The sequence below is a fragment of the Bacillus lumedeiriae genome (genome assembly GCF_044891285.1).
Lineage (GTDB): Bacteria > Bacillota > Bacilli > Bacillales > Domibacillaceae > Pseudobacillus > Pseudobacillus lumedeiriae.
On sequence record NZ_JAUIYO010000001.1, the window covers coordinates 127,346 to 139,853 of the forward strand.

Annotated in this window: 13 protein-coding genes; all 13 read right to left on the minus strand. The window is 41.7% G+C overall.

The features are described from left to right. Positions 1-15: 15 nt before the first annotated feature. Positions 16-483, minus strand: coding sequence for a YpiF family protein (locus QYG89_RS00670; protein WP_404313706.1), 468 nt, complete (start codon positions 481-483; stop codon positions 16-18). A 268-nt stretch (positions 484-751) separates the two neighbouring features. After that, positions 752-1,291, minus strand: coding sequence for a ReoY family proteolytic degradation factor (locus QYG89_RS00675; RefSeq protein ID WP_404313707.1), 540 nt, complete (start codon positions 1,289-1,291; stop codon positions 752-754). A 38-nt stretch (positions 1,292-1,329) separates the two neighbouring features. Next, positions 1,330-2,589, minus strand: a complete 1,260-nt coding sequence (locus tag QYG89_RS00680; protein ID WP_404313708.1) for a tetratricopeptide repeat protein — start codon at positions 2,587-2,589, stop codon at positions 1,330-1,332. Between the two features lie 370 nt (positions 2,590-2,959). Further along, positions 2,960-4,249 (minus strand): 3-phosphoshikimate 1-carboxyvinyltransferase, encoded by a 1,290-nt coding sequence (gene aroA, locus QYG89_RS00685; protein WP_404313709.1) that lies wholly within the window; start codon positions 4,247-4,249, stop codon positions 2,960-2,962. An 11-nt stretch (positions 4,250-4,260) separates the two neighbouring features. Further along, the gene (locus tag QYG89_RS00690) at positions 4,261-5,364 is read right to left on the minus strand and encodes a prephenate dehydrogenase (RefSeq protein WP_404313710.1); all 1,104 of its coding nucleotides are present in this window, start codon (positions 5,362-5,364) and stop codon (positions 4,261-4,263) included. A 14-nt stretch (positions 5,365-5,378) separates the two neighbouring features. Next, positions 5,379-6,479 (minus strand): histidinol-phosphate transaminase, encoded by a 1,101-nt coding sequence (hisC, locus tag QYG89_RS00695; protein ID WP_404314557.1) that lies wholly within the window; start codon positions 6,477-6,479, stop codon positions 5,379-5,381. A gap of 30 nt (positions 6,480-6,509) precedes the next feature. Continuing rightward, positions 6,510-6,890 carry a chorismate mutase gene (gene aroH / locus QYG89_RS00700; protein WP_404313711.1) on the minus strand — a complete coding sequence of 127 codons (381 nt, stop codon included), beginning with the start codon at positions 6,888-6,890 and terminating at the stop codon, positions 6,510-6,512. Next, positions 6,887-7,978, minus strand: coding sequence for a 3-dehydroquinate synthase (aroB, locus tag QYG89_RS00705; RefSeq protein ID WP_404313712.1), 1,092 nt, complete (start codon positions 7,976-7,978; stop codon positions 6,887-6,889). Before aroB ends, aroH begins: the two co-directional genes overlap by 4 nt. 2 nt (positions 7,979-7,980) lie before the next feature. Beyond that, a complete protein-coding gene (gene aroC / locus QYG89_RS00710; RefSeq protein WP_404313713.1) occupies positions 7,981-9,153 on the minus strand; it encodes a chorismate synthase in 1,173 nt (390 codons plus the stop codon). 195 nt (positions 9,154-9,348) lie between these two features. Next, on the minus strand, positions 9,349-10,122 hold the full coding sequence (locus QYG89_RS00715) for a CheR family methyltransferase (protein WP_404313714.1): 774 nt from the start codon (positions 10,120-10,122) through the stop codon (positions 9,349-9,351). Between the two features lie 155 nt (positions 10,123-10,277). Next, the gene (ndk, locus tag QYG89_RS00720) at positions 10,278-10,724 is read right to left on the minus strand and encodes a nucleoside-diphosphate kinase (RefSeq protein ID WP_404313715.1); all 447 of its coding nucleotides are present in this window, start codon (positions 10,722-10,724) and stop codon (positions 10,278-10,280) included. A gap of 94 nt (positions 10,725-10,818) precedes the next feature. Continuing rightward, a complete protein-coding gene (gene hepT, locus QYG89_RS00725) occupies positions 10,819-11,781 on the minus strand; it encodes a heptaprenyl diphosphate synthase component II (protein ID WP_404313716.1) in 963 nt (320 codons plus the stop codon). 18 nt (positions 11,782-11,799) lie between these two features. Then, the gene (locus tag QYG89_RS00730) at positions 11,800-12,507 is read right to left on the minus strand and encodes a demethylmenaquinone methyltransferase (RefSeq protein ID WP_404313717.1); all 708 of its coding nucleotides are present in this window, start codon (positions 12,505-12,507) and stop codon (positions 11,800-11,802) included. Between the last annotated feature and the right edge of the window lies 1 nt (position 12,508).

Genomic DNA, 12,508 nt, shown 5'->3' on the forward strand with positions numbered 1-12,508 from the left:
TGACGAATTTCTGAATTATGACAAATTCTGCTGCCATTTATGAACAATAATATTGACAAATTGCTTAGCTTGTTCTTCGATTAAAGAATACTTGTATGAATTCTCCATATGCTCAAGCGGAACAGATGGCACCCAAATCAATGAACCGTTGATCTTCTCTTCAGCAATCTTCCAGCTGCTATCTGAAGTAAAGAAAAACTTGTGCTTAAACCCCGCCTTGTCCAGCTCCTCCCCCCAACGGTTCAATGCGTTCAGCTTCTCTTCCTCCGACTGCTGCTTTAAGTAAGCAAACGGCGGCACGAGCAGCAGCCTGCCTTTGAACTGTTTCTCAAGCAAAGTCGTCAAAAGCTGAATAAATTCATATTGAGAGGCCGTTTCTTTCATATCTTTTTCAAAAGAAACTGGGGAGAGCGGCATGAGAACCGTATCAATATACTCTTTCTGCTGTTGAAAACTCTCTGTATCTTTACCATTCCAATTCATTTTATTCACCTCTTTTTTATCATATCATGCCGCCCAGCTGTGAACCACCTTTCTTCCTTCCAAAATGGCTATGTTAAACTCCACTGGAGGCACCCGCTTTCCGCAGGCAGTCCGGAAGCCTCCTTGTCTCTATCGCTCCCGTATGGTCCCCCTTTGCTCGCATGCAAAGAGCCTGACATTCCCGCTGCCCTTTCATATAGTATGATAGACTTTCCATCTACTATATATAGGAGCATAACGGAGATGCCAGGCTCTTATCAGAGGATCTTTACTTCAACTGATTCAATTGATCTGTCAATTTAAGAAATGCTTCTTTATCCCCGCAATCCAGCGCTTCATCTATCGCCTTCAGCAGGCGTTCCTTCTGAAAATGATAAATTCCTTCTTTCAGAAACTTTTCAGCAAGCATCTTATCTTTTTCTGTAATTCTCAAATTGCGGGGCATAAATGGATTTTCTTCCATCACAGCAGCGTACTGATGGGAGGTATTCGATGATCTGAATTTTAATTCAATATAAATATCCTCTTCCTTGTTCAACCGGATATCATGGAATGACTTCTCCGCATCTGTCGTCATAATGTTTTCTTTAAAGAAACGGAACGGGGCCGTATCAACACAGTGAGTGGACATTACCATTCCGCGCGGACAATACTGTGCATCTTCTACAAAGTGTACTTTTTCCATTAACTGATCGTGGCTCATTAAGTAATTTAAAATCCATACTGACTCTCTTCTTTTCAATTGGTAGTGATTTAAAAACCAGCGGATAAAATCTTTTTTCTCATGAACAGATACAGGGGCAGTCATGTATAAATCCCTCCTCTGTAAAGATAGTAGTATTTAGTTTAATCAGAAAGCCGTTCAATTAGCAGCAGCCATTCTTCATTAGCTGGATCATGTTGTAATAGATGATGGAATATTCGCAGTGCCTCGCTGTGTTTTCCTTCTTCCATTAGAAAATATCCGTACTCTTGTAAAAAGTGTATGTTGTCCTTAAAAAAATTATATGCTTCTTCATAGGCAATTAATGCCTCAGTGTACTTTTCTAATTCATTGCTCGCTTTTGCTTCATCCCAAAGAAATTGTGGGTCAGCCTCTCCTTCTTTCGTCAGCAGCATAGTAATTTCCAATACATCTTCGTAACGTTCTTGGTGAAAAAGAAGCTTGTTGAGTGTAAGACCAGCTTCTGAGAATTCAGGATCCAATACGAGAGCAGACCTTAGAAACTCTTCCGCTTCCTCTTCTTTTCCTAGTTTTAAACTGAGCTTACCTGCAATAAAGTACAACTCCTTTTGAAACTCATCCTGCCGGAGACCTTCTTTCGCCGCTTCCACTCCTTTTTCAAGTTCTTCCTCATGCTCATACGCTTTCGCTAAATAAAGATACAGAGAATGGTAATCTGGATCAAGCCCTTTTAACTCATTGAACTTAGTGATAGCCGTTTGATAAAAACCTGCCTGAAAAGCTGTAAAAGCATATCCGAATAACGTATTGATTTCCAGCCTGCTTTCAAGTGCCTTCTCATAATATGTAAGACTTTCCTCAAAAGCACCGCCCGCACTCAATGCCTCGGCTAAACGTTGATGAATAGAAATACCGGCCATCTCTTCATTTCCAGCAGCAAGCAATCCTTTATAGTAGCGGATCGCTTCTAAATACTTGCCTTGTTCGAGAAACAGCTCCGCAAGCGCGAGGTGAATGACCGGTTCATCAGGAAGCATCCGGTTTGCAGCCTGCAGCTTTTGCTCACTTACTTCATATAACCCTTGCATCTGATATAGATCGGCAAGCAGCAGCAAGGCTCTCGGATAGTACTCATCCGTTTGCTTTAATCGATTAAGGATCAGCATCGCTTCTTCTTCTTGGTCCATATCGACGAGCACTTCAGCAAGAAGTACATACAGCTCTCCTTCTTCTGGAAAAGCTTCGAGCAATCCTGCGAAAAGCTTGCGTGCTTCTTCCAGAAATCCTAGATCATACAGTTGTTCAGCCAATGAAAACTTCTCTTCATCTGTGGAAAATAATTGAACCTTTTCAAACAAGGAAAACGCTTTTTCATCGTCCCCTTTTTGTAAACTTTCGAGCATTTGCTGTGCATAGGACATTTTCTTCGAACCCTTTCTTAAAAAACAGTTTGCTAATATTGTTATCATAGTGAAAGAAAAGCCTGTCAGCAACTTTTTTATTTTCTGTACTACAATACATTCTCCGGCAAAACCTATTTTCCTTCTTCCCTTTTAGAAAATTGCATGCACCTTTGAGACTAGCAGCTTACATAGAAAAATAAAAAAAGGGCTGATAAAATCAGCCCTTCAAATGGTAGACAAAGTCTATCTTTAGACATTGTCAGGCTGATTGAAAACGTTTGTCTTTCAAGGCGCGACACCTGCCGAGGAGCGGAGTGACCCAAAAGGTCATGAGTACCGCAGGCAGGCGCGTTTGCCAACAGCCTGAGAGATGTGATAAAATCAGCCATTATTTCTTAATCAATTGTTTCATATCTTCAAAGAATGATGGATAAGAAATCGCGATGACTTCAGGGTTTTCAAGCTCGATGGTTCCTTTTGCTACTAAAGAAGCAACAGCAAGCATCATACCGATTCGATGATCCCCATGCGAAGAAACCTGACTGCCCGACAGTTGGCTTTTGCCATATACAATCATGCCGTCTTCTGTCGCTTGAATTTCCGCCCCAAGTTTTTTCAACTCGTCCACTACAGTGTCAATACGATTCGTTTCTTTCACTTTCAATTCTTCCGCATCCCTGATCACCGTTTTTCCTTCTGCCTGCGTAGCAAGCAAAGCAATGATCGGAATTTCATCGATGAGTCTCGGAATTAAATCTCCGCCAATTTCTACACCTTTGAGATTTGAGGTGCGAATGGTGATCGTACCAACTTCTTCACCCTCGGTATTGTTTTCTTGAACATGTATATCGGCTCCCATTTGGATCAGTACATCAACAATTCCCGTTCTTGTTGGATTTAAACCGACATTCTCAAGAATAATTTCACTTTCAGGAGCCATAGCACCCGCCGCTAGGAAGAAGGCAGCTGAAGAGATGTCTCCAGGAACATACACGTCTGTTCCTTTAAATGATTGACCGCCTTTAACAATAATATCATTGCCGCGGCGAACCACTTCTCCTCCGAACTGCTCGATCATTTTTTCCGTATGATCACGTGTCGGCTGGGGTTCAGTAATTACCGTTTCGCCTTCCGCCTGCAGGCCTGCAAAGAGAATGGCTGACTTTACTTGAGCACTTGCCACAGGCAATTCATATTGAATGGAGTTCAACTTTGAACCATCAATGGCGAGAGGTGTAAATCGTCCGCCATTTCTGCCATTAATTTTCGCTCCCATTTTTACGAGAGGGGCAACGACACGATCCATCGGCCGCTTCCCAATAGATTCATCGCCGATCAGCACAGAGTGAAATGGCCGTCCGGCTAAAATACCTAATAAAAGTCTTGTCGTCGTTCCGGAGTTACCAGCATCAAGGATGTCCACCGGTTCACTTAATCCTTCCCATCCATTTCCGTACACAATAATTTCTTCATCGGTTTCTTCAATTTTGACACCAAGCTTGCGGAAGCAGTCAATCGTCCGCAAACAGTCCTCACCTTTTAAAAAGTGACGAATCGTTGTTTTACCATCCGCCAAGGCACCAAACATAATCGAACGATGAGAAATCGATTTATCTCCCGGTACCTCTAATCGTCCATTAAGCCGGGAATTCGTCAGCTCTACTTCCATTTCCTTCATAAAATCACCCTTTAGGCTAAAAATAAGTCATAATTTGTCTGTTTCTCAATACACCGCTGTGCCCGCGCACGATCTTTTTCATTTTGAAAACTAATAACAAGCACGCCGTATACATCTTCTCTTGTTTCCATAATTCTAATATTCGTGATGCTAATTCTTTCGTCCGCTAAATAAGCAGTAATTTCAGAGATCACTCCCGGATAATCCGGGATATCTACGTATAAGTCATAAAATGACGGGATCGCTCCTATCGCTTTAACAGGAAGCTCGTCTCTAAATTTTTTCGCTTCATTAAAGTAATCGAATAGAAGAGGAGCGCTCTCCTCTTGTAAAATATCTATAACTCTTTCCATCTCTATTTTCCAATCATTTAACAGCGCCAGCAGCACTTCCTTATTATGTAACGAAATATCTTTCCACATTTCTGGATTAGATGAGGCAATTCTCGTCAAATCCTTAAATCCGCCTGCGGCAAGACGGGAAATCAGTGAATTACTATCATTACATTTCTGGGCCTGACGGACGAGAGAGGCCGCAATTACATGTGGAAAGTGACTGACAACACCTGTAAGGTAATCATGATCTTCAGCAGACAGCTCGATGATCTTTGCTTTCGTTCCTTCAAGCCATTTCTTTAAGACAGCCAATTGTTTATCGTTCGTATGCTCACCCGGGGTTAATAAATAAAACGCATTTTCAAACAACAGTTCTTTGGCAGCAGCCACTCCACTTTTATGAGAGCCGGCCATCGGATGACCTCCGATAAAGGTAATCTGACGCTTTTCTAAGACCTCCGCACACTCCATGATCCTTCTTTTAGTGCTTCCTGTATCTGTAATAATGACTTCCTTTTTTAAATCAAATTCAGCCAGCTGTCTAATCAGCTCTTCTGTCTGCAAAACGGGGGCTGCCAAAATAATGAGATCCGCCTGTTCAGCTCCGCTTTGAAATGATTCTGCTTTTTTATCAATAATATTCAGTGCTTCCGCAAGCCCTACTTCATCTTTACGGATATCATATCCGATAACTTCCGCCTGCGGATGGGCTTTTTTTATTGTCTTGGCCAGTGATCCGCCAATTAGACCTAAACCGGCAATAAATACAGTTCCTCTCATAGTTAAACAAGCACCTACTGTCTGATCGAGTTTTCTGCTAAGAAGCTCTTCATCGCTCGAATGGCTCCTTCATTTTGTTCTTGCGAGCCAATGGTCACTCGAACAGCGCCAGGACAGCCGAGAGCATTTCCTGAACGGACAATATAGCCTTTTCTCATTAAGTACTGAGCTACATCATCGCTGTCGCATTTGAAATTAATTAAAACAAAATTCCCTTCTGATGGATAGTAGTCTAAGTTTTCACTTTGACAAAATTGATAAAATTGCTCAAGCCCTTTTTTATTTTCTGTTCGGCACATTTCTACAAACTCCTGGTCAGAAAGAGCGGCTAAGGCAGCTCCTGCACCAAGCGTATTAACATTAAATGGCTCACGAATTGGTTCAAGGGCACGGATCACATCTTCAGATCCGAAGCCATAGCCGACTCGGAAGCTGGCAAGGCCATAAATTTTCGAGAACGTTCTTAAAACGATCACATTCGGATATTGTTCAGCAATTTCAACAGCATTGTAATAGTCATCTGCTGTTACGTATTCATGATAAGCTTCATCTAGTACGACGAGTACATCTTGAGGAACTTTATTTAAAAATTGGATCAGTTCATCATTTTTAATGTAAATACCTGTCGGATTGTTCGGGCTGCATAACCAGACAACCGCCGTCTGCTCGTCCACAGCTGCAAGCATCGCCTCTAAATCGTGCGCACCATTGACGAGCGGCACTTCACGAACCTCCGCTCCTTCAACTGCAGCATTATGCCGGTACTGAGGGAAAGTAAGATCCGCCATCACCGTATTCTTTCCCGGTTCAAGCATCGCTCTGGAAATCATTAAAATAACTTCATCAGATCCATTGCCAAAAATCAGCTGTGTTTCTTTCACACCAAGAAATTCACTAAGAGCCGAGCGCAGAACAGTCGCATAACCATCTGGATAAATAGCATATGAAGACGTGTAAGACTGTACCCATTCTTTTGCTCTATCAGATGAGCCGAAAGGATTTTCATTTGAAGCAAGCTTGATAATTTCTTCAAGGCCGTACTCTTTTTTCACACTTTCAATTGAACGTCCAGGCTGATAAGCTTTCAAATTCGCTATCTGCTTTTTCCACTTCATTTTCATCACGATCCTTCCATCTTTCTTCTCTTAGCTGATTGTTTTGCTTGGTTTTTGCAGGTCTGGCCGCAGCTTCACAGCCTCCTCTAAATAAATATGCTGTACTTCCTGCTGTGCTGCTGTCGTATTCACATGCATCATGACCCTAATGCATTGAGCTAAGCTGCCTGGTACCGGGATTTCACTCATACACATAACAGGCACATACTCCCAGCCTGGGAGCTGTCTTAAAGCTCTTGCGGGAAAAGCAGCATCAATATCATTAGTAACTGAAATAAAAACGGAACAAACATCTTCCGGCTGCAAATGATTTTGTTCAATCATTTCTTTTAATAATATTTCTGTACAATCGATCATTTCTTGTTCGTTATTTTCTTTTACCGTCGTTGCTCCCCTTATACCTCTCATCATACGGCAGCCTCCTCTCTCATAAATTGATCAGCTTCTTCTAGTTCCGGCCGGCTTATTTCTTTGATCACTGGGCGACCCACTTCTTGCAATAAAACAAAACGAATACTTTCACCGACCGTTTTTTTGTCTCTTGCCATTAATGTGTATAGTTCGTCAAATGAAAGCCCCATATTCAAGTCCAGCGGATATCCAAGCTCTTTAAGCCATCCGATAAATCTCTTTAAATCGAATAGGAGACCTTCTTTCCTTTCACTGGCATGAAGAGCAAAAACCATACCGGCTGCGATCGCTTCTCCGTGTGTGACCCGGCCGTACCCAAGCTTGGCCTCAAGAGCATGACCATATGTATGCCCAAAGTTCAAATAGGCCCGAATTCCGTGCTCTTTGACATCCTCTTTAACGATTTCCCCTTTAATTTGAATACCTTTTTCAAGACAATAAGCAAGGTAATCCGCAGATAAGTCTTGAAAACTCTTTACATTTGCCATCAGTTCTTGTAAAAAGTCAGGGTCTGCAATTAAGGCATGTTTAATAATTTCGGCAAAGCCAGAACGAACCTGCTGCTCAGGCAGTGTATGGAGAAAGCGTGTATCAAAAACAACAGCCGCCGGCTGGTGAAAGTGGCCGATCATATTCTTACCGAGCGGATGATTGATAGCCACTTTCCCTCCTACCGCGCTGTCATGCGCCAAAATCGTTGTCGGAATTTGAATAAATGAAATTCCCCGCATATAGCTCGCTGCCACATATCCAGCCAAATCACCAGCTGCACCGCCCCCAAAGGCCAAGATGCATGACTTGCGGTCAAGTCCTTTTTCAAGAGCAAAGGTTAAGCACTTCTCAAAGGTTGCAAAGCTTTTTGCCGCTTCTCCCTTTGGAATCGTCAGCCACTCATACGACAGCTGAGACGGAAGAGATTCTTTCAACGTTTCTCCATGCAAAGATGACACATGCTCATCAGCAATAACAAGCAGCTTCGTTGTGCTCTTTAAAGGACCGCCAAATAATTCTTTAAGCTTCTGCAAGGAGTTTTCCCCTACATATACAGGATAAGATTGATCTGGTGTTTCGATCATCAATTCCCTCATGCTTAAAACTCCTTCGTATAGCGTCGGAATTCCTCTAGTGTTGCAGATAGAGCATCCATCCGGTCACTATAAAATTGATCTACGATAGCAGAAGCAAGTTCCCAAGCGACAACTGCTTCAGCGACAACCGCTGCTGCTGGCACAGCACAACTGTCAGAACGTTCAATGCTTGCTGTAAATGGTTCTTTCGTATCAATATCTACGCTCTCAAGCGGTTTATAAAGTGTAGGAATCGGCTTCATGACTCCACGAACAATAATTGGCATGCCCGTCGTCATCCCGCCTTCAAAACCGCCTAGACGATTTGTTTTCCGGTAGTATCCTTTTGATTCTTCCCAGGCAATTTCATCGTGTACCTCGCTTCCGAATCTTTCAGCTGCTTCAAAGCCAATGCCAATTTCTACTCCTTTAAAAGCATTGATACTCATAATAGCTGCTGCCACCTTTGCATCTAGCTTTTTATCCCAATGAACATAGCTTCCTACTCCAGCCGGCATTCCTTCAGCAATCACTTCAACAACCCCGCCGATTGAATCGCCGTTTGCTTTTGCATCATCAATCGCTTGCATCATCTTTTTCTCCGCTTCCGGATCTAGGCATCGTACAGGTGAGTTTTCACTTAATTCCTGCAGCTGTTCCAAGCTTTCAAAGTCTGCTTGTTCGGCTTTAATTCCGCCAATTTCAATAACATGAGAAGCAATCTCAATACCCAAAAGCTTTAATAGCTGTTTAGCGACGGCTCCCGCTGCCACACGTACAGTTGTTTCACGGGCGGAAGATCGCTCAAGTACGTTTCTCATGTCTCGATGGCCATATTTTATCCCGCCATTTAAATCTGCATGTCCCGGCCGCGGACGGGTAATTTGTCGTTTTACCTCTTCTTCTTCTAATTCATTGAATGGTTCACTGCCCATTATTTTTGTCCAGTGCTTCCAATCATCATTCTCAACGACGAGAGTGACAGGTGAGCCAAGCGTATAGCCGTGTCGAACACCGCTCTTAATTTGCGCTTGATCTTTCTCAATTTGCATTCTGCGGCCTCGGCCGTGTCCTTTTTGTCTGCGGCCAAGCTCTTTATTTACCTCTTCAGCCGTAAGCGGCATACCCGCAGGCAGCCCTTCAATAATTGTTGTTAATTGTGGTCCATGTGATTCCCCTGCTGTTAAATATCTCATTATACTTTCTCCCTTCAACTCGTTAAAGCGGTTATGTACTACTATAACATATCTTTATTGAATATGATAAACTTATGTGTGTTTTCGAGAATTTTACCACAATTACCGCCATATTTGTCATAATTCTTTGACATTTTTCTAAATATTATTTTCCATCAAGAAAAAGGCCTTTTCATGAAAAGCCTTACATGCATCTTATTTCGTTTTTCGATAAAAAAATGTATCTTCTGCTTCAAAATCATATAGGCCTGGATTAAAAATTTGCTCTGTGCTGCCCACAAACAACACGCCGTCTTTCTTTAATGCAGCACTAAACTTTTTGTACAATTGATCTTTTGCTTCCTCAGTAAAGTAAATCATTACATTCCGGCAAATAATTAAATCAAAATTAGAATCAAAGCGGTCGGCTAATAAATCTTGCTTTTTAAACGTAACTGTTCGTTTAACCTCTTCGTTAACTTTATAAAATTCGCCTTCTTTAGTAAAGAACTTGTGTTTGATATGAGCAGGCACTTCGGCCAGCGACGAACTAGAATAAACCCCTATTTTTGCTTTTTGGATGGCGTTTTCATCCAAATCCGTAGCATGGATCGAAATTTGAGACAGCGGTAAATAGTTAGAAAGAATCATCGCTGTTGTATAAGGCTCTTCTCCCGTTGAACAAGCCGCACTCCAGATTTTTAAACGTTTATTTGTTGAAAGCAGCCGGGGGAAAATCTTTTGCTCAAGCACTTCCCATCGTTTCGCATTTCGGTAAAACTCTGATACGTTAATCGTCATCCGGTCCAAAAACTCATTTAGAGTGTGTCTATCCTTATTGATTAAGTCAAAAAACTCATTAAAGGAATGACATCCTTTCTTTTCATACAATGACGTTAAACGTCTTTTCATTTGCGCTTCTTTGTATTTACTTAGGTCAATGCCTGTTTTTCTTTTTATATTTACAATAAAACTCCCGTAATCATTCACTTTTTTCTCCCCCTCTTTCTTTTAACCATTTATATGATTAGGTATTTCTCTATCGTTCTATAGTCCTATTATAACGAAGAAAAAGGAAAAGAGGACAATTTTTTCAAAAAAATAGAAAACAAAAGCCGCTGTATAGTAACAGCAGCTTAAGCTTTTTAGTAAATCCACTCATTCACTTGTTTGTTGTAAGTTGTCAATTCTTCTTCTTTAAAGAAAATCGCAATTTCTCTTTCTGCGCTTTCTGGAGAATCTGATCCGTGAATAATGTTTTTGCCGACAGTCACACCGAAATCACCGCGAATCGTTCCAGGAGCCGCATCTTTAGGGTTTGTAGCACCCATCATTTGGCGAGCAGTCGCAATTACGTTTTCACCTTCCCAAACCATCGCAAACACAGGGCTTGAAGTAATGAAGTCTACTAATTCACCGAAGAAAGGACGCTCTTTATGTTCTGCGTAATGTTGTTCAGCTGTTTCTTGAGACACGCTCATAAGTTTTGCGCCGACTAATTGAAAACCTTTCTTTTCAAAACGTGCAACGATTTCACCGATTAGACCTCTTTGTACACCATCAGGCTTGACCATTAAATATGTTTTTTCCATCGTATTCACTCCTATATTATGTATCATTTTTAATAACAATCCTTCAAAATAGTACCACTGATTGAATGCATTGACAACTTGTTCATTAAAAAAATTAATATTTTCGCTTGCCAATGAACTTAGCGATATCCCGAAGCGTCTTTTTTGTTCGATTAGATGGCAATTCATCTACGATACTTAATGCGCGGCTTAGGTAGCGCTGACTTAATGCATGTGAACGTTCAATGACATCGCTTCGTTTCATATGAGCGATGATTTCATCTATCTCCGATTTCGTTGTGTGTGCATTTACTCCGATGATTTTCTCCCGCATCTTCTCATCTTCAAGAGCATACAGGGCAGGCAAGGTTACATTCCCCTGCCAGAGATCACTTCCAGCCGGCTTGCCAAGCTCAGCTTCCGTCGCTGTGAAGTCAAGAATATCATCCGTAATTTGAAAAGCCATTCCCACATTATAGCCGAACTGGAATAACTGTTCACTTACGCATTTTGGAACGTTGGCAGAAATCGCGCCAATTTGACAGCTTGCTGCGATTAGGATCGCTGTTTTCCTTTTAATTCTTCGCAAATAATCCCGCAAACTTTGATCAAAGCGGTATTTATCCTTAATTTGATTGATTTCCCCTACACACAGTTCTACCATGGTATTAGATAAAACTTGATGTGCTTCAATACTTTCAATATCAGCCATATACTCAAGGGCTCTCGCAAAAATATAGTCACCTGTATACATGGCTACCCGATTATCCCATTCAGCCTTTACCGTTGGTTTGCCGCGCCGAAGTTCCGCATTATCAATGACATCGTCATGAACAAGTGAAGCCATATGAATTAATTCTAGAGCAACTGCTACGTTTTTTACCCGCTCTATATTATATTCGCCAAATTTAGCCGCAAGTAAAACAAAAATCGGCCGAATTCTCTTTCCGCCTGCTTGCAGCAAATGAAGCGATGCATCTCGTAATGAAGGAGAGGTGGAGGAAATCGCCCGTTCTAATTCTTTTTCTATTAAATCAATATCTGATTTTAAAAACGAATACAGCATAGTTAACTTCATGTTTTCCACCCAGCTTATTTACTTTTGTTTAAAACCAATATGGGTTGCCGCCACACCGCCTGTGTGAGGCATGTAACTGACATTCGTAAATCCTGCTCGTTCAAACATCTGCTTCAGTTCTTTCATCCCAGGAAAATCACGGGCAGATTCCTGCAGCCATGAATATTCCTTATAGCTTTTAGCAAATAACTTTCCGAACAACGGCATGATAAAACGAAAGTAAAAGAAGTACAACTGCCGAAAACCGATCATAGCCGGCTGAGAAGTTTCCAGACAAACAGCCATACCGCCAGGCTTCAGAACACGGTTCATTTCCTTTAGAACTTGCATATAATCCGGAACATTGCGAAGTCCAAAACCGATGGTCACATAATCAAATGTATTGTCCTCAAATGGCAGCTCCATGGCATTCCCTTGAATCATTTCTACTTGCTTCAATTCCGCTTCTTCTACTTTCCTTTTCCCGACGTTTAACATATTTTGACTGAAATCAAGACCGACTACACGCCCTTGTGATCCGACCGCTTCCGCAAGGGCGATTGTCCAGTCTCCTGTTCCGCAGCACACATCAAGAGCAGCCGCATTTTGTTCCACAGCCATCTTCTTCATCGTTTCGTTTCTCCATCGCTTGTGCTGCTGAAAACTAATAACAGAATTCATTTGATCATAATTAGAGGAAATCTTCTCAAATACATGATGGACTTTTTCTTCTTTTGATTGTTGCATT

What these genes read in the sequence shown, in the direction of transcription:
- aroB (WP_404313712.1), bottom strand. Translation starts at nt 7,978, where the DNA reads ATGAGGGAATTGATGATCGAAACACCAGATCAATCTTATCCTGTATAT.
- QYG89_RS00690 (WP_404313710.1), bottom strand. Translation starts at nt 5,364, where the DNA reads ATGAGAGGAACTGTATTTATTGCCGGTTTAGGTCTAATTGGCGGATCA.
- hisC (WP_404314557.1), bottom strand. Translation starts at nt 6,479, where the DNA reads ATGAAGTGGAAAAAGCAGATAGCGAATTTGAAAGCTTATCAGCCTGGA.
- aroC (WP_404313713.1), bottom strand. Translation starts at nt 9,153, where the DNA reads ATGAGATATTTAACAGCAGGGGAATCACATGGACCACAATTAACAACA.
- QYG89_RS00730 (WP_404313717.1), bottom strand. Translation starts at nt 12,507, where the DNA reads ATGCAACAATCAAAAGAAGAAAAAGTCCATCATGTATTTGAGAAGATT.
- hepT (WP_404313716.1), bottom strand. Translation starts at nt 11,781, where the DNA reads ATGAAGTTAACTATGCTGTATTCGTTTTTAAAATCAGATATTGATTTA.
- ndk (WP_404313715.1), bottom strand. Translation starts at nt 10,724, where the DNA reads ATGGAAAAAACATATTTAATGGTCAAGCCTGATGGTGTACAAAGAGGT.
- QYG89_RS00670 (WP_404313706.1), bottom strand. Translation starts at nt 483, where the DNA reads ATGAATTGGAATGGTAAAGATACAGAGAGTTTTCAACAGCAGAAAGAG.
- aroH (WP_404313711.1), bottom strand. Translation starts at nt 6,890, where the DNA reads ATGATGAGAGGTATAAGGGGAGCAACGACGGTAAAAGAAAATAACGAA.
- QYG89_RS00675 (WP_404313707.1), bottom strand. Translation starts at nt 1,291, where the DNA reads ATGACTGCCCCTGTATCTGTTCATGAGAAAAAAGATTTTATCCGCTGG.
- QYG89_RS00680 (WP_404313708.1), bottom strand. Translation starts at nt 2,589, where the DNA reads ATGTCCTATGCACAGCAAATGCTCGAAAGTTTACAAAAAGGGGACGAT.
- aroA (WP_404313709.1), bottom strand. Translation starts at nt 4,249, where the DNA reads ATGAAGGAAATGGAAGTAGAGCTGACGAATTCCCGGCTTAATGGACGA.